Here is a 23,176-nt window from a genome sequence, read left to right as displayed (position 1 = left end):
GCAAGCCAGCTCCCACATTGGAAATTCCATGAGCAATCTCACCCTCACCCAACTCGCCTGGACCCCTCTGGGCCACGGCCATTGCCATCACCAGTTCCAGCTGCGTGATGCCAACCTGCACGTTGCTGCAGGTGAGTTTGTAGGGCTGATCGGGCCTAACGGCAGCGGCAAGACCAGCCTGCTGCGCTGCGCCTACCGCTTCAGCAAGCCCGAGGCCGGCGAAGTCCACCTCGACCGCCACAACCTCTGGCAGCAATCACCGCGCTGGTGCGCCCAGCGCATCGCCGTGGTGTTGCAGGAATTCCCCGATACCTTTGGCCTGACCGTCGATGAAGTGGTCGCCATGGGTCGTACCCCGCACAAGGGCCTGTTCGACGGCGACACCGAAGCCGATCGCCAACTGGCCAGAAACGCCCTCGAATCCGTTGGCCTGCATGGCTTTGAAGACCACGCCTTCGCTACCCTCTCGGGCGGTGAAAAACAACGGGTGATCCTCGCCCGCGCCCTGACCCAGCAACCCGAACTGCTGATCCTTGACGAGCCGACCAATCACCTCGACCCGCGCTATCAGCTGGAGTTGCTGCAACTGGTCAAGCGCCTGAACATCGGCACCCTGGCCAGCATCCACGACCTCAATCTGGCCGCCGCCTTCTGCGACCGGCTGTATGTGATCAACCACGGCAAAATCATCGCCAGCGGCACCCCGCGCGAGGTGCTGACCGTCGAACTGCTGCGCGATGTCTTTGGCGTTGAAGCATTAGTCGACGATCACCCGCTGTGCGGCTACCCGCGCATTACCTGGATAACCCGCCCATGAAGCTGACCCGTCTCGCTCTCGGCCTTTGCGTATTGCTGGGTGCCCAACTGGCCCAGGCCGAGGCCACGAAATACCCGCTGACCGTGAAAAGCTGCAATCGCGACGTGACCTTTAGCGAGGCTCCGAAACACGCAGTCAGCCATGACATCAACATGACCCAGATGATGCTCGCCCTGGGCCTCAAACCACGTATGGCCGGCTATAGCGGCATCAGTGGCTGGAAGTCGGTGACGCCTGAAATGAAGGCCATTCTTGACGGCCTGCCGGAGCTGGCGAGCAAATACCCCTCGGTGGAAACCCTGCTCAATGCCAACGTCGACTTCTTCTTCGCCGGCTGGGACTACGGCATGCGCGTGGGCGGCGACCTGACGCCACAAACCCTGACCCCGCTGGGGATCAATGTGTACGAGCTGACCGAGTCCTGTGCATTTGTGATGAAGCGCCCGCCCGCGAGCATGGAAGACACTTATAACGACCTGCGCAATCTGGGCCAGATCTTCGACGTACAAGACCGCGCCAATGCCCTGATCGCGCAGATGCAGGCAAAAGTCGCCGACGTGCAAAAGGCCCTGCCCGCCTCCAAACCACGGGTTTTCCTGTATGACAGCGGCGAAGACCGCGCCATGACCTCGGGCAAACTGGGCATTCCCCACGCCCTGATCGAAGCCGCAGGCGGCAACGATATCCTCAGTGATATCGACGCCAGCTGGACCCGCATCAACTGGGAAACCGTGGTCGAGCGCAACCCTGAAGTCATCGTGATCGTCGACTACAGCGAAGTCAGCGCGGAACAGAAACAACGCTTTCTGGAAACCAACCCGGCCCTGCAATCGGTAGATGCCATCCGCAATAAGCGCTTTATCGTCATCCCCTATGTGCAGGCCACGCCGGGCATCGACAACGTGCTGGCCATTGAAACCCTGGCCAAAGGTTTCCACCCACAATGATGGCTCGCCGCTACGCCCTGTTGCTGATCGGTCTCGGCGCCTTGCTGCTGGTGTCGTGCGTGGTGTCGCTGGGCTTTGGCCCGGCGCGGGTGCCGGTGGACGCGGTGTGGCACATTCTGCTGAACAAGCTGTTCGGTATCGGTGAGGTGAGCTGGAGCGCGGGCCAGGAACATATCGTGTGGCTGATCCGCGTGCCGCGCATGCTCCTCGGGGCGTTGGTAGGTGCCGGGCTGGCGTTGATCGGCGCAGTGCTGCAAGCCGTCACCCGCAACCCGCTGGCCGACCCCCATCTGCTCGGTGTTACCAGCGGCGCGACGCTGGGCGCGGTGATCGTGGTGCTGCATGTGGGCGAGATCGTCGGCCTGCTAACCTTGCCCATCGCCGCGTTTATTGGCGCCCTGCTGAGCATGCTGCTGGTGCTGGCCATCGCCAGCCGTCATGGCCGGCTCGACAGTGATCGCCTGTTGCTGTGCGGTGTGGCCGTGTCATTTGTGATGATGGCAGTGGCCAACACCCTGCTGTTTTTGGGCGACCACCGCGCCAGTTCCGCCGTGCTGTTCTGGATGCTCGGCGGCCTCGGGCTGGCGCGTTGGGAACTGCTGGCCATCCCCAGCGCCAGCGTACTGCTGGGGCTGGTGTTATTGCTGGGCATGGCCCGCCCGCTGAACGCCTTGATGGCGGGCGAGCAGACGGCCGTGACCCTCGGTTTGAATGCACGCAATGTAAGGCTGCGGGTGTTTCTGATCGCCTCGCTGATGACCGGCGTGCTGGTGGCCATCAGCGGTTCGATCGGTTTTGTCGGTCTGATGATTCCCCATATCGCCCGGCGGCTGGTGGGCGCCGAACACCGCCGCCTGCTGCCCGTTTCGGCACTGCTGGGCAGCGTGTTTCTGGTGTGGGTCGATGTGGCGGCGCGGACCCTGATCGCCCCCGAAGACTTGCCCATTGGCGTGGCCACGGCGGCGATTGGCGGCCTGTTCTTTATCGGCCTGATGCGCAAGCGTTAAAGCTCGTCGCGCAGCGGCCCGATTTTCAGGTCTGCCACCGGCAGTCCCGGCGTCGTACCCTCGTAATCAAACACCTCGGGCTCAACCAGGAGCTTGTGCTCTGAAACAATAATCCCGGCCCGCGGCCAACTGCTGCTGGTCACCAAAACATGCATGCCGCCCGAATTGAGCACACGGGTCAGCATGTCGCTGGGCAGCATGTTCAATGGCGTCGCCTGCCGGTTCTCTTCGAAATAGCCCAGTGCAGACCAGTCAGCGCCCACCACTTTGTTGCACAGCTGGTAAGTGGCCTCCTCGCTCCCCCGCCAATACCTCAACAACCCGCCATCGTCGGTCGACACATACAGGTAGGCGACTCCCTGCCCCCTGAGGTCCAGGGTATGGGTGGCGTAACAGATATCTTCCGGCCACGGCATATTGCGTAGCTGCAGGGTCTCGGCTTCTCCCGCTGCGCTCTGGTTACGCATGTCCCGCGAAAAGTGCAGGCAGGCCAGCTTGAACCCTTCAGGCACAACCGCTCGGGGCGGAGCCGAGCCAGGAATGACGCGGTGGGTTTTAAGCAGGGTTTCTGCCACATTGACCGGCTCGCCATTGACCACAGGATCAAGCGCCACATACGTGTTGTAAGCCGGGTTGTGCAAAAGCCCTCCCAGGATATTGAGCGTATTGGGCCGTTTGATCCGGCCATGTGCAGAGCGGGCCGCATCGTTTGGATAACTGAAAATCGGGCTCGCCGGCAATACCCTGATCGAGCGTTTTGGCCTGACCCCAACCTCCATGTCAAAAGGTCGCCACCCGCCCGACACCGGACCGGCATGCATCCAGACGCCATTGGTTACCAGCACCTCCAGACGCCCCGCCATGGCGACCTGACGTACGTACTCAACGGGAGCCAGGCTGCGCGCCAGCAACTGATCCTTCAACGCTTGCCCCGCGTTTTTGAACAGACCGGCAGCCAGTTGGGCCGCATCCATGGCGCTGAGATAGCGCAGCAAGGCACCGTCTGCCGATGAAATATAAAGGGCCGTATTGCCCCCCAACAAACCGCTCTGTTCCTGAAGATCAATGGCCAGCTGCAATCCTTTCACCAGCTCCACAGGCGAGATAAACGCCTGGTAAACCCGCTTGTCAGGGACATGGCCCTGCAGGTCGATCTGCTCAGGGGCGGCGATATACACAGCTAACGGTTTAAACCCCGCAGGCAACAAGTAGTGGCGGGTCAATTCATCCCGTTGATACAGCCTGTCGATACTGATCTCGCCCCCCTCCAGCGGCAACGTCGCTACATACTCCTCGCTGTGGGTGCTGCGCAGGATCAGCCCGAACTGGGCGGACTGGCGGGGGCCCATCTGCTCATGCACATGGCGCACGGCATCTTCGGACTGGGCAAAAACCGGGCTCAACGCTGGCGGTTGCATGAGCTGCGCACGACTGGCTCCTGGCCGCCACTGTTCAGTCACCTTGCCGGGAGGGCCCCATAAGGGGCTGGCGACTACCACCTGCAAATCCCCGGTTTTGGCCACGAGCGAGACGTACTCGCCGGGCTTTGTCGAATTGCCGCGCAGGGCCATGGCCATGGTGTTGTGCCGCACCCGCTCGGGGTGATCGGCGGGAGGCGAAAGCTGCAGCCCAAACTGGACTTCCTCGAGAAAACCGCTGGGGGTGTACTTGAGCAGAGCACCGTCCTGCGCCGAGAAATATCGAACCGCAGCCCACTCACGATTCTTCATCGCGTCGTAAACCTCATGGGGTTCAAGCATGTTGCGAAACAGTTTCTCTTCATCCTTTGATCGCCACAGCTGCAGCGGATGCACACGATGACTGTGATAAACCGCCACGACTGAACAGCCCTTGGGCACGAATTTGGCCAGTTCATCCGGGTACACCATCGACGCGTCAAACGTCTCGTTCTGGCCCTTCATGGGTTCAGTCGCAACAAAGCGGGAGTCCAGCCGCTGGTAGATCAGACCGCCATAGACACTGCCCGTGCGGCTGACTATCTGTTTATGGACGTAGCGGGCGGCATCGTCCGCAGTCAAAAAAGACGGCCCCATATCTCGCCGATAAAACCCGGCATAGGGTTTCCAGCTGGCATCAACCCGGCCTTCATCGCCCCACAGGTCACTGGTGTGCAGCACGCTCAACTCCCCCGCAGCGGCAAGCTCACGCACATAGGTCGTGCTTTTATAAAAGCCTCCCAGCAGGTTGCGCAGAACCGACAGCCCCCCGCCTTCACCTTCAGGCAGGTGGGCCAGAAATTTCTGCTCCTTCGAGGCAAAGGTCGAGACGTACTGCAACAGGGCACCATCACGGGTCGAGATATACAGTGCCAGTGACCGTTTTGTGGCGGAACCTGCCAGCGTCCGGGCAGCTTTGATACCTTTGGCCAGGGTCTGCGGATAGATGAAGTTCTTGAAAATTGACACTTCTTCGGCAGGCATCAGGCTGGGGTCACGATAAAACCCGTCACTGCAATAAAGCCCCAATACTTCGAACTGCTGCGGTATGCGTGGCTTGCCGGCCGGATCTGCACCAAAGATGCGCAGCAAGGAAAAATCCGTCTCGCCGGTCACCGGCTCCGAGGCGACCACGAACCCCAGGCCCCTGCGCTTGAGTATCACCCCATAGAGGCTCTCGCTGGTTCGGTGAATACGCGCCCTGACATCCTTGAGAGCCAGTTCCACATTGCTGAACACCGGGCCAAAGGCAGGCCGGGCAATGATGACCGGTGCAATGTCCTGCAGGGCCTTGGGAGTGAAAGGCTGATAATCGGCGCCAAGCGGGCCGAGCTTTGCATCCCAGACTTCGCTGGACTGAATCACGCTCAGTTCACCAGCGGCTATGGCTGCTTTCACAAAACCCGTAGCACTGTTGAAGGTTAGAACCCCATTACTCGAGTCCTCGGCGATACGCTCTGCCAATGCCCGCTCCTGGATCGACCCGCTGGCCACATACTTCAGCAGTGAGCCGTTGACCCCTGACAAATAGTGCACCCGGGAAAAATAGGCATTCTGGTTGTTCAACAACAAATCGATGTTGGAAAAGAAATTTACCGCGATATGCACCTGCGCCACTGACCAGCGCGCGAAGCTTCGCTGCATAAATTCATAGTTATCCGGATGAGAGTGATACATGCCATGGCAGGTGTAGCCCGGCGGATGAATAAAGTGGCCTTGCTGGTTGGTGGAAATCACCAGAGTAGGATCAAAAGATCCGGTTTTTCCTTTCACCGGACGGGTCGCGTAGTAGAAGCCCTGCGCGTCTCTCAAAATGGCCCCGCCATATTCATCCGCGCGAAAATCGCCAATCAATCGATGAGCATACCGGGCGGCATCGTCCGGGCTGACAAAAGCCGGGCTCAGGGCGGGTAGCCGGGCCGTGATACCAGGTTTGGCCAGCCGTTTTTCACGGTTTAGATCGTTATTCATAACCATCACTTCCTTGATAAATAGAGGGGATCGGCGCACCCCGATCCCCTTGCATGATCAAGACAGCGACGCCATCAATGGCGGTAGATAGTTAGGCCGTTGCAGAGGGAGGCCGCAGAACCCGTGCATGCTTTCTGAATCGGTCTTAACGAGTATTTCACCGCCTTGGTGCACGCAGCACCAAGGCGGCGCACTTCACGCACCGCCCCGCCTTAAAAGCCCCCATCTGGTGCGCACGCCCGCCTGATTTTCGCGCAAAGCCCCGTTGCAGAGCCTTTTTTCAATCCCGGCACATCCCTTGCAAAAGCCTTCTGCGTATTCGGATCGACCATTAAAAAATCAGATTCCTGGAGATCGCACCATGAAGCGTCGCAGCTTGATCAAAGCCTTCACCCTCTCGGCATCCATTGCCGCCATGGGCATGTCCTGGACTCTTCAGGCCGCCGAAACCATCAAGGTCGGGATTCTGCATTCGCTGTCCGGGACCATGGCGATCTCTGAAACTTCGCTTAAAGACATGGCGCTGATGACCATTGACGAGATCAACGCCAAGGGTGGGGTCAACGGCAAGATGCTGGAGGCGGTGGTGGTCGACCCGGCGTCCAACTGGCCGCTGTTCGCAGAAAAGGGCCGCCAGTTGCTGACCCAGGACAAAGTGGCCGTAGTATTCGGCTGCTGGACTTCGGTATCGCGCAAATCGGTATTGCCGGTGTTTGAAGAACTCAACGGCCTGCTGTTCTACCCGGTGCAATACGAAGGCGAAGAAATGTCGCCCAACGTGTTCTACACCGGTGCCGCGCCTAACCAGCAAGCGATCCCGGCGGTTGAATACCTGATGAGCGAAGACGGCGGCAGCGCCAAGCGCTTTGTGCTGCTGGGCACTGATTACGTGTACCCGCGCACCACCAATAAAATCCTGCGCGCCTTCCTGCACTCCAAAGGTGTCGCCGACAAGGACATTGAAGAGGTTTACACCCCGTTTGGTCACAGCGATTACCAGACCATCGTGTCCAATATCAAAAAGTTCTCGGCGGGTGGCAAAACCGCGGTGATCTCCACGGTCAACGGCGACTCCAACGTGCCCTTCTATAAAGAGCTGGCCAACCAGGGTCTTAAGGCCACCGACGTGCCGGTGATTGCGTTCTCAGTGGGTGAAGAAGAGCTGCGCGGCATCGACACCAAACCGCTGGTGGGCAACCTGGCAGCGTGGAACTACTTCCAGTCGGTAGAGAACCCGGTCAATGACAAGTTCGTCGCCGACTGGAAAGCCTACGCCAAGAAACACAACCTGCCGGGGGCTGACAAGGCGGTGACCAACGACCCGATGGAAGCCACTTACGTAGGCATTCATATGTGGGCGCAGGCGGCAGAAAAAGCCAAGTCCACCGACGTCGACAAGGTTCGCGAAGCGCTGGCCGGGCAGACTTTTGCCGCACCATCGGGCTACACCCTGACCATGGACAAGACCAACCACCATCTGCACAAGCCGGTGATGATCGGCGAGATCCAGCCTGACGGTCAGTTCAGCGTGGTCTGGCAGACCGAAGGGCCGATCCGCGCCCAGCCGTGGAGCCCGTATATCCCTGGCAATGACAAAAAGCCGGATTACGCGGTGAAGAGCAACTAAGCCCCGCCACACTTTTTTGTCTGGTGCGGTCAATGTGGGAGCTGGCTTGCCTGCGATGCAAACAACTCGGTGTCTCTGATACACCGCAGCGATGCCCTCGCAGGCAAGCCCGCTCACACAGCGTCCGTGCATGATCAGGACATTTGTTATGCCTACTGCCCTCTATCGCCTCATTCTGGCGTTGCTGCTGTTGCTGCCATTGGCCGCCAACGCCGATGACGCCAGCGACTTCGCTGCGGCCAATAACAGCCAACAGGCACAACTGCTCGAAAGCTGGGCCGCACAACCCGCTCCTGCCCGCGTCGAGCTGATCAACAGCCTGCAACAGGGCCAGATCAGCGTCGATGGCCAGACTAAAACCCTGCGCCTGAACAACCGCCTGCGCGGACTGATCGATACGGCGCTGGCCAGCCATCAGCTTCTGGCCGTCGACCCCAAGCTGCGCTTAAGCGCCGCACAACAGTTGCAAAAAACCGCCAAACCGGCGCAGCTCAAATTCCTTGACCAACAACTGGCCAGTGAAACCGACAGTGATGTACATGCCGCCCTGAGCCTGGCGCTGGCCAATCTGCAACTGGTCGACCCCGACCCGGCGGTGCGCCTGGCCGCCGTGCGCCTGCTTGGTGAAACCGGCGAGCCACTGGCCCGCACCCGCCTTGAAGCCCTGCTGCAACCCGGCGTCGAAACCGATGCCACAGTGCACACCGCAGCCGAAACCAGCCTGTCGCAAGTCAAACGCAAACTGCTGATCGGTGACCTGCTGGGCCAGGCTTTCAGTGGCTTGTCCCTGGGCTCGATCCTGCTGCTGGCCGCCCTGGGCCTGGCCATCACCTTCGGCCTGCTGGGCGTGATCAATATGGCCCACGGCGAGATGCTGATGCTCGGTGCCTACTCCACCTATTGCGTGCAGTTGCTGTTTCAGCGCTTCGCCCCCGGTGCCATCGAGTTCTACCCGCTGCTGGCCTTGCCAGTGGCGTTTTTCGTCACCGCCGCGGTGGGCATGGTGCTGGAGCGCACCATCATTCGCCATCTCTATGGCCGCCCGCTGGAAACCCTGCTCGCGACCTGGGGCATCAGCCTGATTCTGATCCAACTGGTGCGCGTGCTGTTCGGCGCCCAGAACGTCGAAGTGGCCAACCCGGCCTGGCTGTCGGGCGGGCTGCAAGTGCTGCCCAATCTGGTGCTGCCATACAACCGCCTGGTGATCATCGTGTTTGCCCTGGCCGTGGTGTTCCTGACCTGGCTACTGCTGAACAGGACCCGCCTGGGCCTCAACGTGCGCGCTGTGACCCAAAACCGCAATATGGCAGCCTGCTGCGGCGTGCCCACCGGGCGCGTGGACATGCTCGCTTTTGGCCTCGGATCGGGGATTGCCGGGCTCGGCGGCGTGGCCCTGAGCCAGGTCGGCAACGTCGGCCCGGACCTGGGCCAGGGCTACATTATTGACTCGTTCCTCGTGGTGGTGCTCGGCGGTGTCGGGCAGCTGGCGGGCACGGTGTACGCGGCCTTCGGCCTGGGCATCGCCAACAAGATTCTTGAACCGCAGATCGGCGCCGTATTGGGCAAAATCCTCATCCTGGGGCTGATCATTCTGTTTATCCAGAAGCGTCCGCAAGGCCTCTTCGCGTTGAAAGGACGGGTGATCGACTAATGAATCAGCCTCTGATGGTGACTGCTGCACAAAAGGCCGGGCCGACCGTTACTACGCTGGTGGGCGGTCTGGTCCTGCTGGTTTTGCTGGCCCTGCCGCTGCTCTCGCTGCTGCCCGCCGACAACCCGTTGCAGATCTCGGCCTACACCCTGACGCTGGTGGGCAAGATCCTTTGCTACGCCATTGTCGCGCTGGCACTGGATCTGGTGTGGGGCTATGCCGGGTTGCTGTCCCTGGGCCACGGCCTGTTCTTTGCCCTCGGCGGGTATGCCATGGGCATGTACCTGATGCGTCAGGCCTCGGGTGATGAGCTACCGGCCTTTATGACCTTTCTGTCCTGGACCGAACTGCCCTGGTACTGGATCGGCACCGAGCATTTCTGGTGGGCCATGTGCCTGGTGGTGCTGGCTCCCGGCTTGCTGGCGCTGGTGTTCGGCTTTTTCGCCTTTCGTTCGCGGATCAAGGGCGTGTATTTCTCGATCATGACCCAGGCCCTGACCTTCGCCGGGATGCTGCTGTTTTTCCGCAACGAAACCGGCTTTGGCGGCAACAACGGCTTTACCAACTTTCGCAGCATCCTGGGCTTTGGCATCACCGAGCCCAGCACCCGTGCGGCACTTTTTTTCGCCACCGTACTGTTGCTCGTCACCAGCCTGTTCCTGGGCTGGAAACTGGCGCGCAGCAAGTTTGGCCGGGTACTGACGGCCCTGCGCGATGCGGAAAACCGCCTGATGTTCTGCGGCTACGACCCCCGCGGCTTCAAGCTGTTTGTGTGGGTGCTGAGTGCCGTGCTGTGCGGCCTGGCCGGGGCTTTGTATGTGCCGCAAGTGGGCATTATCAACCCCGGTGAAATGTCGCCGACCAACTCCATCGAGGCCGCCGTATGGGTCGCCCTGGGCGGGCGCGGCACCCTGATCGGCCCGCTGCTGGGTGCGGGTGTGGTCAACGGCATGAAGAGCTGGTTCACCGTGGCCTTCCCCGAGTACTGGCTGTTCTTTCTGGGGGCGCTGTTTATCGTCGTGACCCTGTACCTGCCCAAAGGCGTGATCGGCCTGTTGAAGAAAAGGGCCGACCAATGAGGCATTTCATGCTCGAACCTATCCTCGAACCCACTTTCGATCCAAACAAGGACGCAGGCAGCAGCCGCGATGCCATCGGCCTGGGCCAGGCTGCCGGGGCGGGCCTGAATACCCGTCACGGCACCATCCTGACCCTGGAAGACATCAGCGTCAGCTTCGATGGCTTCAAGGCGCTGAACAACCTCAACCTGTATATCGGCGTGGGCGAATTGCGCTGCATCATCGGCCCCAATGGCGCGGGCAAGACCACCATGATGGACGTGATCACCGGCAAGACCCGCCCCAGCGAAGGGCAGGCCTGGTTCGGCGAAACCCTCGACCTGCGCCAGATGAGCGAAGTGCAGATTGCCCAGGCCGGGATCGGCCGCAAGTTCCAGAAGCCCACGGTGTTTGAAGCCCTGAGCGTGTTTGAAAACCTGGAGCTGGCGCAAAAGACCGACAAATCGGTGTGGGCCAGCCTGCGCGCCACCCTCAGTGGCGAGCAGAAAGACCGCATCGGCGAAGTGCTGCACACCATCCGCCTGACCTCTTCGGCGCATCGGCCTGCGGGCTTGCTGTCCCACGGCCAGAAGCAGTTTCTGGAAATCGGCATGCTGTTGGTGCAAGACCCGCAACTGTTGCTGCTCGACGAGCCGGTGGCGGGCATGACCGATGCCGAAACCGAATTCACCGCCGAGCTGTTCAAAAGCCTGGCGGGCAAGCATTCGCTGATGGTGGTGGAACACGATATGGGTTTTGTCGGTTCGATTGCCGACCACGTCACCGTACTGCATCAGGGCAGCGTATTGGCCGAGGGCTCGCTGGAACAGGTGCAGGCGGATGAACGGGTGATTGAAGTGTATTTAGGGCGCTGAAGAACCGCTGTTGTGGGAGATTCCTAACATGCTTAATGTCGAAAAATTGCATCAGTTCTACGGCGGCAGCCATATCCTGCGTGGCCTGTCATTCGAGGTAAAAGTTGGCGAAGTCACCTGCCTGCTCGGCCGCAATGGCGTGGGTAAAACTACTTTGCTCAAGTGCCTGATGGGTTTGCTGCCGGTCAAGGAAGGCAATGTGCGGTGGGAAGGCAACGCCATCACCACCCTCAAACCTCACCAGCGGGTGCACGCTGGCATCGCCTATGTGCCTCAGGGCCGGGAGATTTTCGGGCGCCTGACGGTGGAAGAAAACCTGCTGATGGGCCTGTCGCGCTTTCCTGGCTCCGAAGCCAAGGAGGTGCCCGGGTTTATCTACGAGCTGTTCCCGGTATTGCTGCAAATGAAGCATCGGCGTGGCGGCGATTTGTCCGGTGGCCAGCAGCAACAATTGGCGATTGGCCGCGCTTTGGCCAGCCGCCCGCGCTTGCTGATCCTCGATGAACCCACTGAAGGTATCCAGCCTTCGGTAATCAAGGAAATCGGCGCAGTGATCAAAATGCTCGCCGCCCGCGGCGATATGGCGATTTTGCTGGTGGAGCAGTTTTACGACTTTGCCGAGGAATTGGCCGACCAGTATCTGGTGATGTCACGAGGCGAAATCGTGCAGCAGGGCCGTGGTGAAAATATGCAAACAGAAGGTGTGCGCGGGCTTGTTACGATTTAATCTGAGTCGTTTTCCAAACGAAAAGTCCTACATATGAACCTGCCGGCGACTACTGCATTGTTCACCCCCAGCTGGCTCGCCGAGCTGGAGCTGGGCTATGGCCGTTTTGCTGACAGCACGCGCCCGACCCTGCGCCGCCACCTCGGCCCGCTACGGGTGCAGAAGCACCTGTACGCTGAAGGCCCCGAGGTGTGCCAGCATATTATCGTCCACCCGCCGGGCGGGATTGCCGGTGGTGACCAGCTCAATATCAGCGCCAGCGTCGGCCCCGATGCCTGGGCACAACTGACCAGCCCCGGCGCCGCCAAATGGTATCGCGCTGCAGGCCCGGCTTATCAGAATGTGCTGTTGAACGTTGCTCCGGGCGCAACCCTGGAGTGGTTGCCACAGGAGACCATCGTGTTCAGCGCGGCCCAGGCCGAACTCACTACCCGCATTGAACTTGAAGGCGATGCCCGGCTGTTTTACTGGGACATGGTGGCACTGGGGCGGCTGGCCAGTGGTGAACGTTTTGAGCGCGGGCACTTTCAATCGCGACTGGATATTCGCCGCGATGGCCAGTTGCTCTGGCATGAGCGCCAGCGCATTGTAGGAGGCGACGGGCTGCTGGATTCGCCGATCGGCCTGGATGGCAACCCGGTGTTTGCCACCTTGCTGGTAACGGGTGAAATCGGTGCCGAACTGCTGGAAACCTGCCGCAACCTGGCCCACCCGGTACGGGGTGATTTGACCCAATTACCGGGTTTACTGGTAGCGCGCTGTCTGGCGGGCGAAGCCTTGCAGGCGCGCAGCTGGCTGATCGATTTATGGCGCCTGCTACGCCCGGTGTTGCTCGGGCGCGAGGCGTTGGCGCCAAGGATCTGGAGTACTTGAGAACAATGCAATTCAACTGTGGGAGCGGGCTTGCTCGCGATGCAGACACCGCGCTCTGCCAGTGAATCCGCGGTGATGCCATCGCGAGCAAGCCCGCTCCCACAGGGCACTTTTAAAATTATTTGATACGGACTCCACCATGGACCTGACCCCACGCGAAAAAGACAAGATGCTGATCTTCACCGCCGGCCTGTTGGCTGAGCGACGGTTGGCCCGGGGTGTAATCCTCAACTACCCGGAAACCATCGCCTATATCTCCGCTGCCCTGCTCGAAGGCGCCCGCGATGGCCGCACCGTTGCCGAACTGATGCACTACGGCACCACCCTGCTGACCCGCGAGCAGGTGATGGAAGGCATCCCGGAAATGATCCCCGATATCCAGGTCGAAGCCACATTCCCGGATGGCACCAAGCTGGTCACTGTCCACCAACCCATCGCCTGAGGCTGCACCCATGTCTTACGTTATTCGTGATGCTGTCGCGGCTGACCTGCCGGCGATTCGCGATATCTACAACGATGCGGTGCTCAACACCCTAGCCATCTGGAACGAGCAAACCGTCGACCTGGCCAACCGCCAGCAATGGTTTGATTCCCGCCAGGCCCAGGGCTATCCGATTCTGGTGATCGTCGATGACGCCAACATCGCCCTGGGCTACGCCTCTTTTGGCGACTGGCGCCCGTTTGAAGGCTTTCGCCACACCGTTGAGCACTCGGTCTACGTCCACCCCGAGCAACGGGGCAAGCGCCTTGGTCCGCAACTGCTGACTGAACTGATCAAACGCGCCCGCTCCTGCAACAAGCACGTGATGGTGGCGGCCATCGAAGGCGCCAATGCGGCATCGATCCATGTGCATAAACAGCTGGGTTTTGTCACCAGCGGGCGCATGCCGCAAGTGGGGATCAAGTTCGGCCGCTGGCTCGACCTGACCTTTATGCAACTGATGCTCAACCCCGGCGCCCTGCCGCCAAAGGAATGCGCGCAATGAACAGCGAACAGGTGGTGCGCGTCACCGCACAGAGCTTTGCCCACTACCGTGAAGACTTGATTGTGCTGCTCCTCGATGCCGTGCAGCACGGTGCATCGGTGGGTTTTATGAACGATCTGGATCTGCCCAAGGCCAGCCGTTACTTCAACGAAGTTCACGCGCAACTGGAGCAAGGCAACCTGCTGCTGTGGGTACTGGTGGAAAATCAGCGCGTGCTGGCCAGTGTGCAACTGATCCTGTGCCAGAAGGCCAACGGCCTGAACCGTGCCGAAGTGCAAAAACTGCTGGTACTCAATGAGGTCCGCCGTCGCGGTTTGGGCCAGGTGCTGATCCACGCCCTGGAGCAAGGCGCTCGCGAGCAAAAGCGTGGCCTGCTGCATCTGGATACCGAAGCAGGTTCCCCCGCAGAGAACTTCTACAGCGCCCTGGGTTACACCCGGGTCGGCGAATTACCCAACTACTGCCAAAGCCCCAACGGCCATTACAGCCCGACCGCCATCTACTTTAAAACCCTGAGTGAGCCGCAATGATTCCAGGCGAATACTGCATTGAATCCGGCGAAATCGAGCTGAACGTCGGTCGCCGCACCTTGAGCCTGAGCGTATCCAACCGTGGTGACCGACCGATCCAGGTGGGCTCGCACTATCATTTTTTCGAAACCAACGACGCGCTGATGTTTGACCGTGGTGACAGCCGCGGCATGCGCCTGAATATCCCGGCCGGCACGGCGGTGCGATTTGAACCGGGGCAAACCCGGGAAGTGGAACTGGTGGAACTGGCCGGATTGCGCCGGGTGTTCGGCTTTGCCGGGCGGGTGATGGGCAATCTGGATTGACCACAACACATCTACCCCCTGTGGGAGCGGGCTTGCTCGCGATTCAGGCAACGCGGTCTTTGAGCACAACCGCGTAAATGCCATCGCGAGCAAGCCCGCTCCCACAACAGGTTTTCGGCGTTAACGATTCGTCTTAATTCTCAGGAATCCACAATGAAAATATCCCGTCAGGCCTACGCCGACATGTTCGGCCCCACCGTGGGCGACAAGGTTCGTTTGGCCGATACCGAACTGTGGATCGAGGTCGAGCAAGACTTCACCACCTACGGCGAAGAAGTGAAGTTTGGCGGCGGCAAGGTGATTCGCGACGGCATGGGCCAAAGCCAGCTGCTGGCCGCTGAGGTGGTCGATACCCTGATCACCAATGCCCTGATCATTGATCACTGGGGCATCGTCAAAGCCGATGTGGGCCTGAAAAACGGCCGCATCCACGCCATCGGCAAAGCCGGCAACCCGGATATCCAGCCCAATGTAACCATCGCCATCGGTGCCAGCACCGAAGTCATCGCCGGTGAAGGGATGATCCTCACCGCAGGCGGTATCGACACCCATATCCACTTCATTTGCCCGCAGCAGATCGAAGAAGCGCTCAACAGCGGCGTGACCACCATGATCGGCGGCGGCACCGGGCCAGCCACTGGCACCAATGCCACCACCTGTACCTCGGGGCCGTGGCATATGGCGCGCATGCTGCAAGCCGCCGACGCCTTCCCGATGAACATGGGCTTTACCGGCAAGGGCAACGCCAGCCTGCCGCAGCCGCTGATCGAACAGGTCGAAGCCGGGGCCATCGGCCTCAAGCTGCACGAAGACTGGGGCACCACCCCGGCCTCTATCGACAACTGCCTGAACGTAGCCGACCTGTACGACGTGCAAGTGGCGATTCACAGCGACACCCTCAACGAATCGGGTTTTGTCGAAACCACCCTGGCCGCCTTCAAGGGCCGCACCATCCACACCTACCACACCGAGGGTGCCGGTGGCGGTCATGCCCCGGACATCATCAAGGCGTGCGGGTTTGCCAACGTACTGCCCAGCTCGACCAACCCGACCCGGCCCTTTACCCGCAACACCATCGACGAACACCTGGACATGTTGATGGTCTGTCATCACCTCGACCCGAGCATTGCCGAAGACGTGGCCTTCGCCGAAAGCCGCATCCGCCGCGAGACCATCGCCGCCGAAGATATCCTCCATGACCTCGGTGCGTTCTCGATGATCAGCTCCGACAGCCAGGCCATGGGCCGAGTCGGCGAAGTCATCACACGCACCTGGCAGACCGCCGACAAAATGAAGAGGCAGCGCGGTCCATTGCCCGAAGATGCTCCGGGCAACGACAACTTCCGCGCCAAGCGTTATATCGCCAAATACACCATCAACCCGGCCATCACCCACGGCGTCAGCCATGAAGTGGGCTCGATCGAGGTGGGCAAGTGGGCTGACCTGGTACTGTGGCGTCCGGCGTTCTTCGGGGTAAAGCCGACGCTGATTCTCAAGGGCGGGGCGATTGCCGCCAGCCTGATGGGCGATGCCAACGCCTCGATCCCGACACCGCAACCGGTGCACTACCGCCCGATGTTCGCCAGTTACGGCGGCTCGCGGCATGCCACCTGCCTGACCTTTATCAGCCAGGCTGCCTATGACGCAGGCGTACCCGCTGCCTTGGGCTTACAGAAGCAGATTGCGGTGGTCAAAGGTTGTCGCGATGTGCAAAAAACCGACCTGATCCACAACGGTTATCTGCCCACTATTGAAGTCGACCCGCAGACCTATCAGGTCAAGGCCGACGGTGTGTTGCTGTGGTGCGAACCTGCTGAGGTGCTACCAATGGCACAACGCTACTTTTTGTTCTGACACTCTCTGTTTGCAGGGGATTGGCGGTTGTGTTGAAAAGCTGCGTTTGACGCTAAGATGCGTCACCTTTCAATACAGCCGCTCTTGCAGCAAGGTTTGTGGCCATGCGCCTATCTGAATTCATCGTGCACAATGTTGACCGTATCGTCGATGAATGGGAGCAATTTGCCGAAACCATCACGCCCGCTGCCGAGTCCATGAACAGCGTGGCGCTGCGCGATCATGCCAAAGAGATCCTGCTGGCCGCAGCGCGGGACATGAACACCGCACAAACCGCCAGCGAGCAGCAGGCCAAGGCCGAAGGTGAAGGCCCCGAGACCAGCCCCGCCCTGGATGAAGCCGCTGCCAGCCACGGCGAACTGCGCCATACCGTAGGTTTTGACCTGGTGCAGATGACCTCGGAATTTCGCCATCTGCGTGCCTGCGTGATCCGCCTGTGGGTGGCCAGTGTCGATACACCCGCCCACTCACATCTGCAGGACATGATCCGCTTCAACGAGGCCATTGATCAGGCGCTGGCCGAGTCCACTGAAGCTTATGCTGAACAGGTCAGTCGTTCGCGCGACATCTTCCTCGCCATCCTCGGCCACGACTTGCGCGCGCCCTTGCAGGCGGTGAGCATGTCCACCGAAATGCTGGAGCGCAAAGCCAGCCTGGCTGCGGATGCGCAGGCCTATGTGCAGGCGATCAAAAATGGCACGCGGCATATGGGCGCGATGGTCAATGACTTGCTGGAATTTGTGCGCAGTCGCCTGGGCAGCAGCTTGCCGATTGAACCCCGGGAGATGAATCTGGCAGACGCCTGTCAGGCGGCGCTGGATGAAGCCTGCGCCGGGCAACCCGACTGCACACCGACGCTGCGCGTTGAGGGCGATATGCAGGGCCACTGGGACCCGCGCCGGCTGGGGCAATTGCTACAAAACCTGATCGGCAATGCGCTGCAACACGGTGCCCGCAAGGGCAGCGTGAGATTGACCCTGAGCGGGGATGCCGACGCCGTAACCTTGTGCATTAACAATCAGGGCCAGCCCATTGCTGCTGATGCAATCGCCACCCTGTTTGACCCGCTGGTACGCAGCCCCAGCGAAGACATCAGCCAGCCGGGCACCTCGACCAGCCTGGGGCTGGGCCTGTTTATCATCAAGGAAGTGGTGGACGCCCATCATGGCAGCATCGACGTGACCTCGACCGAAGCCGCGGGCACGACGTTTACCGTGGTGTTGCCCAGAAACGCCGGGCCCCTGTAAGAGCAACTCTTGTGGGAGCGGGCTTGCTCGCGATGCTGGCGGCTCGGTGTATCTGGCACACCGAGTCGATGCTATCGCGAGCAAGCCCGCTCCCACAGGGTTGGACTGCATTTATTGACTTACAAACCGCCCAAGTTGCTGCTTGAGCCGCTGGTTTTCAGCACGCAACTGCTGCACTTCTTCGAGCAGGTCCAGGGCCAGGGCCACGCCTTCCCACTCCATCTGCAGATCATCCCGCAGCTTGGCCGCGCGCCGGGCGATCACCAGTTCGTAGTCTTCAAAACGCCACACGTCCGGCGTGCGGCCCTGAGGTTCGATAATTCCGTGTTCGACAATCTCTATCACGTAAGTGGCCGGGATATTGGCCTCTTCGCAGAACCTTTCCATGTCCAGCTGAACGATCAGGGTGCTGCTCATGATCAGTTACTCCATTGGGCTCTCGGATCAAATGCTGCTTTATCGGCAAGTTCTTGCCACAGTGCTTTGGTGGCCTCGTCGCCATGGGTTGGCATGACCACTTTCAGTTGCGCATACAAATCACCACGCTGGCCGTGCTTGTCCGCCAGGCCGTGGCCCTTGATGCGCATGCGCTGACCGCTCTGGCTGTCAGGGCGAATGGTCATCATCACCTTGCTGGTCAGGGTCGGTATCGCCACCTTGGTGCCCAGCGCAGCTTCCCACGGTGCCAAAGGCACAGTGATCACCAGGTCATGGCCTTCCACATCAAACTTCGGATGCGGTGCAAAACGGATGATCAGGTACAGATCACCGTTGGCCCCGCCACCCACGCCCGGGCCACCCTGGCCTTTAAGGCGGATACGCTCGCCGTCGGTCACACCGGCCGGAATCTTCACGTTCAGGGTTTTGCTGACCCCGCCGATCTGGAAGCTGATTGGCTTGGACTCACCCGACAGGGTTTCTTCAAGAAAAATCGGCAATTCCATTTCTACATCCTGCCCACGACGGCCCGCACTGCGGCCCGATTGCCCACCAAAACCACCGCCACGCGAACCGAAGATCGAGCTGAAGAAGTCCGAAAAATCGCCATTGTCTTCGAAACCACCGCTGGAACGACCCTGCCAGCCCGGCGGCCCCTGGAACGGTTGGCCATGTTGGCCGTATTTACGAATTTCATCGTATTCAGCACGTTTTTCGGCGCTTTTAAGCGCTTCATAGGCTTCGTTGACGTCCTTGAACTTGCTCTCGGCGTCCTTTTCCTTGCTCACATCCGGGTGATACTTGCGCGCCAGCTTGCGATAGGCGGTCTTGATCGCCTTGTCGTCAGCCGTGGGCTCGACACCAAGGATCTTGTAATAGTCTTTGAAGTCCATGTAAGGATCACCATCCGTTATCAATATCGCGCAGCTCAGGTCACCAGAATGCTCCGGTTGCCCGGCCTGTCATTTGACCGGTCTCAAGAACAGCGCAGCAAATGTTTATCGGCAGCTTAGAAGACTGCCACGCCAATGACTGGAAGTTTGGGGATCAAGGATAGTCTTTCAAGTGGATTAAAACCTGCGATTTAACGATTAGTCGTGCTTCGATTCTGTGGCGGTCTGGCATACACTGCGCGGCCGTTTTTTAACCGGAACACGAAAGACATGAAAAGCGCCTCTCCAGCACGTGCCTGCGGTATCGACTTCGGCACGTCCAACTCCACCGTCGGCTGGCTGCGCCCAGGCGTGGAAACCCTCATTGCGCTGGAGGATGACAAGATTACCCTGCCCTCAGTGGTGTTCTTCAATATGGAAGAACGCCGCCCGGTGTATGGCCGTCTGGCGCTGCATGAGTACCTGGAAGGCTACGAAGGCCGCCTGATGCGCTCGCTCAAGAGCCTGTTGGGCTCCAAATTGATCAAGCACGACACCAGCGTCCTGGGCACGGCGATGCCGTTCAAGGACCTGCTCGGGCTGTTTATCGCCCAGCTCAAGAAACGCGCCGAAGCGACCGCCGGTCGAGAATTTGAAGAAGTGGTGCTGGGCCGCCCGGTGTTTTTCGTCGATGACGACCCCCTGGCCGACCAGGAAGCCGAAAACACCCTGACTGACGTGGCCCGTGCCATCGGTTTCAAGGAAGTGTCCTTCCAGTACGAACCGATCGCAGCGGCATTCGACTACGAGTCCACCATCGAGCGCGAAGAACTGGTACTGATTGTCGATATCGGCGGTGGTACCTCCGACTTCTCGCTGGTGCGCCTGTCGCCCGAGCGTCGTGGCCAGGACAACCGCCAGGACGACATCCTCGCCACCGGTGGCGTGCACGTGGGCGGGACCGACTTCGACAAACAGCTGAGCCTGCAAGGCGTGATGCCGTTGTTCGGCTACGGTAGCCGCATGAAAAGCGGCGCCTATATGCCAACCAGCCATCATATGAACCTGGCGACCTGGCACACCATAAACTCGGTGTACTCGCAAAAATCCCAGCTATCGCTGGGCAGCATGCGCTATGACATTGAGGACACTGGCGGCATCGACCGTCTGTTCAAGTTGATCGAGCAGCGTGCCGGGCACTGGCTGGCGATGGAAATCGAAGAAACCAAAATCGAGCTGACCCACAACGACAGCCGTCACTTGCTACTGGACCGGGTTGAAGCGGGCCTGAGCGTGGACCTGAGCCGGGCGATGTTTGAAGAGTCAATCGATAACCAGCTGGAGCGCATCCGCAACAGCGTGACCAATCTGCTGAGCAGCGCAGGCGTGGGTGTTGAGCAAGTGGATACGGTGTTCTTCACCGGTGGTTCGAGTGGGATTCCGGCGTTGCGCCAGAGCGTGGCGGCCATGTTGCCGAATGCGCAGCATGTTGAAGGCAATATCTTCGGCAGTATCGGTAGCGGTCTGGCGATTGAGGCTAAGAAGCGCTACGGCTAAGACCCTCACCACAACCCTCTCCCTGCCCGCTTCCTGGATTCGTCTGGAGGCACTGCGGAGAGGGAGCTGTTTTGTGGTGCTGCACAACTCTGCTTTTGCCTTTAGTCCCCTGGTTACACCAACCCCACCTGCTTTAACTCGCTCTTCAAATACGCATAGTAAATCGGCCCTGCCACCACACCCGGCAGGCCGAAGGCTGCTTCAAACACCAGCATCGCCAGCAGCAATTCCCACGACTTGGCACTGATCTGCCCACCCACAATCCTTGCGTTAAGAAAGTATTCCAGCTTGTGGATAACAATCAGATAGCCCAACGCCCCCACTGCCACCCAGATCGACAGTGATAGCCCGACGATGGTGATCAGGGTATTGGAGATCAGGTTGCCGATCACCGGCAGCAAGCCCAGCAGGAAGGTCAATACGATCAGGGTTTTGGTCAGTGGCAGGTGCACACCCAGCAGCGGCAGGATCACAGCCAGGAAAATCCCGGTAAACGCGGTGTTGAGCAGCGCGATCTTGATCTGGGCAAAAACGATATTGCGAAAGGCCTGGACCAGCAGGTGCAGACGCTCGAACAGCGCCGCCGACAGCGGCTTGCGACGGCTGATATCGGGAATGGTCTGCAAGGCCATGATGGCGCCCAGCACCATGCCGATCAGCAGGGTCACGAACATATGCGCCGCGTCCTTGCCCACCAGTTGCAGATCACTGAGGTGCTTGTTCATCCACTGGCCAATGGCAATCCGAAACTCGGCAGCACTGGCCGGCAGGTAGCTGTCCAGGAACGGCGGCAATTGCCCGCGCGCACGGTCGACTACGGCCATGAATTTATTCAGTGAAGCGCCCGGATTTTCTGCTTCATGCAGCAAAAAGCTGATGGCTCCGGCAAATAGCAAGGCCAGCACACTGACAATCAGCGTGCCCAGCAACGCTACTGCCAGCCAGCGCGCACGGCGCCCGGCAATCAGGCGCTGCAATTGCGGGGTGAGCATATTGACCAGTTCGAACACCAACAGACCGGCCAGCAGGCTGGGCAACAGACGCAACGGGAAAACCAGCAACAGGCCGCCAGCAATAATGATGTAGCTGGCTAAAATGATGTGACGCTGAGAAAACGATGGCATACAGCCTCAAAACTGACAGCGTGAAAGGACAGGCAGTCTGCCAGCCTTCGGCGGGGAGCACTAGAATTTGTGACTGGTGGGAGCCCGCTCCCACCGGCTGTGGTTATTTTTTCTTCAGGCAATCACTCATAAAGGTCTTGCGTGCGTCCCCTTTGAGGTTCTGGGTACCGGCCGTGGCGTTACAGGTTTTCATCTTGTCCTGTTGCGTAGTGGCCGGCTTGGCTTTGAGGCAGTTACTCATAAAGGCTTTGCGCTCATCGCCCTTGAGGGTTTTGGCACTGGCATCAGCGTTACAAGTGGTCATTTTGTTCTGCTGGGCCGTGGCCGCAAAACCCTGGGAGCACAGCAGCAGACCGATCATCAGCAAAGGAACACGCAGCATCTTCATGGAGTTTTCTCCTTGTTTGCGCACCAGGTTGCAGCGCGATTCTTGAAGTGTAGACAAACTCTGTTACAGCACTCGGGCCTGGCGTCGGTACTGTTCTGGCGTGCAACCGGCCTGGCGTTGAAACATGGCAATAAACGCCGATGAGGTGCTGTAACCCAGATCAAAACCCACCTCCTGCACAGTGCGCACAGACTCCAGCGCCTCGATCGCCGCCAGAAAGCGCAAGCGCTGACGCCACTCGCCAAAGCTCATGCCCAGTTCACGCACAAACAAGCGTGCCAGAGTGCGCTCGCTGACATGCACCTGCTGCGCCCACTGGCCCAGCGAACGGTTATCGCCGGGAGTCTGTTGCAGCGCCTCAAGTACCAACAACAGGCCCGGATGACTGGCATAGGGTAAAAAGCACTGATGCACAGGCGCCTGACGCAATTGGTCGACCAGCACCTGCGCCAAGCGAATATCTGCTTCGCTACGGGGGATATTGATATCGCGACGGGCAAAGTCACTGAGGATGGCCTTGAGAATATCGCTGATGGCCAGGGTGACCGGTGTGGTCGGCAAGTGCTGGCAGTGAATGGCATCCAGATACACCGATCGGTAAACAATCGCCTGGGCGTTGTAGGCACTGTGCTCGGTATTGGGCGGCACCCAGACCGCGTACTGCGGCGGCGACATAAAGCGCCGGCCATCGACTTCATAGCGCATCACCCCATGGGCCACGTAGTCCAGAGAACCCCAGGCATGGGCATGGGGCACGGCATGGCTGTGGGCTTCTATCTCGGCATAGCGAAAGTAAACCGGCGCTGGCAAACCGTCGAATTCGGGTACGTTGATCAGATTCTTGCGCATGCTGTCTGTATTCGGG

The 23,176-nt window shown here is 59.8% G+C and carries 22 protein-coding genes; 16 read left to right on the top strand and 6 right to left on the bottom strand.

Features of this window, described 5'->3' with window-relative positions:
• The first annotated feature begins 28 nt into the window (after positions 1-28).
• The 3 genes from ACZRMH_RS04455 to ACZRMH_RS04445 are packed head-to-tail and all read left to right on the top strand — an operon-like array spanning position 29 to position 2,771.
• Positions 29-817: an ABC transporter ATP-binding protein gene (locus tag ACZRMH_RS04455; RefSeq protein WP_464012347.1), complete on the top strand. Its 789-nt coding sequence runs from the start codon at positions 29-31 to the stop codon at positions 815-817.
• A complete protein-coding gene (locus ACZRMH_RS04450; RefSeq protein WP_464012346.1) occupies positions 814-1,764 on the top strand; it encodes an ABC transporter substrate-binding protein in 951 nt (316 codons plus the stop codon). Before ACZRMH_RS04455 ends, ACZRMH_RS04450 begins: the two co-directional genes overlap by 4 nt.
• The gene (locus ACZRMH_RS04445; protein ID WP_464012345.1) at positions 1,761-2,771 is read left to right on the top strand and encodes a FecCD family ABC transporter permease; all 1,011 of its coding nucleotides are present in this window, start codon (positions 1,761-1,763) and stop codon (positions 2,769-2,771) included. Before ACZRMH_RS04450 ends, ACZRMH_RS04445 begins: the two co-directional genes overlap by 4 nt.
• Here the strand turns inward: ACZRMH_RS04445 and ACZRMH_RS04440 are convergent.
• Positions 2,768-6,199, bottom strand: coding sequence for a DUF4329 domain-containing protein (locus ACZRMH_RS04440; protein WP_464012344.1), 3,432 nt, complete (start codon positions 6,197-6,199; stop codon positions 2,768-2,770). The genes ACZRMH_RS04445 and ACZRMH_RS04440 overlap by 4 nt on opposite strands.
• A gap of 361 nt (positions 6,200-6,560) precedes the next feature.
• On the opposite strand from ACZRMH_RS04440, the gene urtA reads away from it, so the two are divergent.
• The 12 genes from urtA to ACZRMH_RS04380 all read left to right on the top strand — a co-directional run bounded on the left by urtA (position 6,561) and on the right by ACZRMH_RS04380 (position 17,932).
• Positions 6,561-7,826 carry an urea ABC transporter substrate-binding protein gene (gene urtA / locus ACZRMH_RS04435; RefSeq protein WP_464012343.1) on the top strand — a complete coding sequence of 422 codons (1,266 nt, stop codon included), beginning with the start codon at positions 6,561-6,563 and terminating at the stop codon, positions 7,824-7,826.
• Between the two features lie 148 nt (positions 7,827-7,974).
• Positions 7,975-9,477 (top strand): urea ABC transporter permease subunit UrtB, encoded by a 1,503-nt coding sequence (urtB, locus tag ACZRMH_RS04430; RefSeq protein ID WP_464012342.1) that lies wholly within the window; start codon positions 7,975-7,977, stop codon positions 9,475-9,477.
• Entirely contained in the window at positions 9,477-10,556 is a 1,080-nt protein-coding gene (urtC, locus tag ACZRMH_RS04425; RefSeq protein ID WP_464012341.1) for an urea ABC transporter permease subunit UrtC, read from the top strand. The genes urtB and urtC overlap by 1 nt, the downstream gene beginning before the upstream one ends.
• Positions 10,553-11,410 (top strand): urea ABC transporter ATP-binding protein UrtD, encoded by an 858-nt coding sequence (urtD, locus tag ACZRMH_RS04420; RefSeq protein WP_464012340.1) that lies wholly within the window; start codon positions 10,553-10,555, stop codon positions 11,408-11,410. Before urtC ends, urtD begins: the two co-directional genes overlap by 4 nt.
• Positions 11,411-11,438: 28 nt before the next feature.
• Positions 11,439-12,137: an urea ABC transporter ATP-binding subunit UrtE gene (urtE, locus tag ACZRMH_RS04415; RefSeq protein WP_464012339.1), complete on the top strand. Its 699-nt coding sequence runs from the start codon at positions 11,439-11,441 to the stop codon at positions 12,135-12,137.
• Positions 12,138-12,170: 33 nt separating this feature from the next.
• Positions 12,171-13,010, top strand: a complete 840-nt coding sequence (locus tag ACZRMH_RS04410; protein ID WP_464012338.1) for an urease accessory protein UreD — start codon at positions 12,171-12,173, stop codon at positions 13,008-13,010.
• Between the two features lie 139 nt (positions 13,011-13,149).
• Positions 13,150-13,452 carry an urease subunit gamma gene (gene ureA, locus ACZRMH_RS04405; protein WP_464012337.1) on the top strand — a complete coding sequence of 101 codons (303 nt, stop codon included), beginning with the start codon at positions 13,150-13,152 and terminating at the stop codon, positions 13,450-13,452.
• A gap of 10 nt (positions 13,453-13,462) precedes the next feature.
• Positions 13,463-13,996 (top strand): N-acetyltransferase family protein, encoded by a 534-nt coding sequence (locus tag ACZRMH_RS04400; RefSeq protein ID WP_464012336.1) that lies wholly within the window; start codon positions 13,463-13,465, stop codon positions 13,994-13,996.
• A complete protein-coding gene (locus ACZRMH_RS04395) occupies positions 13,993-14,526 on the top strand; it encodes a GNAT family N-acetyltransferase (RefSeq protein ID WP_464012335.1) in 534 nt (177 codons plus the stop codon). The genes ACZRMH_RS04400 and ACZRMH_RS04395 overlap by 4 nt, the downstream gene beginning before the upstream one ends.
• Positions 14,523-14,831 carry an urease subunit beta gene (locus ACZRMH_RS04390; RefSeq protein WP_464012334.1) on the top strand — a complete coding sequence of 103 codons (309 nt, stop codon included), beginning with the start codon at positions 14,523-14,525 and terminating at the stop codon, positions 14,829-14,831. The genes ACZRMH_RS04395 and ACZRMH_RS04390 overlap by 4 nt, the downstream gene beginning before the upstream one ends.
• 153 nt (positions 14,832-14,984) lie before the next feature.
• Positions 14,985-16,685 (top strand): urease subunit alpha, encoded by a 1,701-nt coding sequence (gene ureC, locus ACZRMH_RS04385; RefSeq protein ID WP_464012333.1) that lies wholly within the window; start codon positions 14,985-14,987, stop codon positions 16,683-16,685.
• A gap of 104 nt (positions 16,686-16,789) precedes the next feature.
• Entirely contained in the window at positions 16,790-17,932 is a 1,143-nt protein-coding gene (locus ACZRMH_RS04380; protein WP_464012332.1) for a sensor histidine kinase, read from the top strand.
• Positions 17,933-18,043: 111 nt separating this feature from the next.
• Here ACZRMH_RS04380 and ACZRMH_RS04375 read toward each other — a convergent pair whose 3' ends face one another.
• Together ACZRMH_RS04375 and cbpA are read right to left on the bottom strand one after the other, a co-directional pair.
• Complete coding sequence (locus ACZRMH_RS04375; protein WP_464012331.1) at positions 18,044-18,349, bottom strand: chaperone modulator CbpM; 306 nt, start codon at positions 18,347-18,349, stop codon at positions 18,044-18,046.
• 2 nt (positions 18,350-18,351) lie between these two features.
• Positions 18,352-19,263 carry a curved DNA-binding protein gene (cbpA, locus tag ACZRMH_RS04370; RefSeq protein WP_464012330.1) on the bottom strand — a complete coding sequence of 304 codons (912 nt, stop codon included), beginning with the start codon at positions 19,261-19,263 and terminating at the stop codon, positions 18,352-18,354.
• A gap of 270 nt (positions 19,264-19,533) precedes the next feature.
• On the opposite strand from cbpA, the gene ACZRMH_RS04365 reads away from it, so the two are divergent.
• Positions 19,534-20,799, top strand: a complete 1,266-nt coding sequence (locus ACZRMH_RS04365) for an Hsp70 family protein (RefSeq protein WP_464012329.1) — start codon at positions 19,534-19,536, stop codon at positions 20,797-20,799.
• Positions 20,800-20,912: 113 nt separating this feature from the next.
• On the opposite strand, the gene ACZRMH_RS04360 is transcribed toward ACZRMH_RS04365, so the two are convergent.
• From ACZRMH_RS04360 to ACZRMH_RS04350, 3 genes are all read right to left on the bottom strand, one after another.
• On the bottom strand, positions 20,913-21,923 hold the full coding sequence (locus ACZRMH_RS04360) for an AI-2E family transporter (protein ID WP_464012328.1): 1,011 nt from the start codon (positions 21,921-21,923) through the stop codon (positions 20,913-20,915).
• Between the two features lie 103 nt (positions 21,924-22,026).
• Positions 22,027-22,311 (bottom strand): PsiF family protein, encoded by a 285-nt coding sequence (locus ACZRMH_RS04355; protein WP_464012327.1) that lies wholly within the window; start codon positions 22,309-22,311, stop codon positions 22,027-22,029.
• 63 nt (positions 22,312-22,374) lie between these two features.
• On the bottom strand, positions 22,375-23,160 hold the full coding sequence (locus tag ACZRMH_RS04350; protein ID WP_464012326.1) for an AraC family transcriptional regulator: 786 nt from the start codon (positions 23,158-23,160) through the stop codon (positions 22,375-22,377).
• Positions 23,161-23,176: the final 16 nt, after the last annotated feature.

The sequence above is a fragment of the Pseudomonas sp. B414 genome (assembly GCF_055408445.1).
The sequence above is the reverse complement of the archived record's forward strand: the minus strand, read 5'-3'. Positions and strand labels throughout refer to the sequence as shown.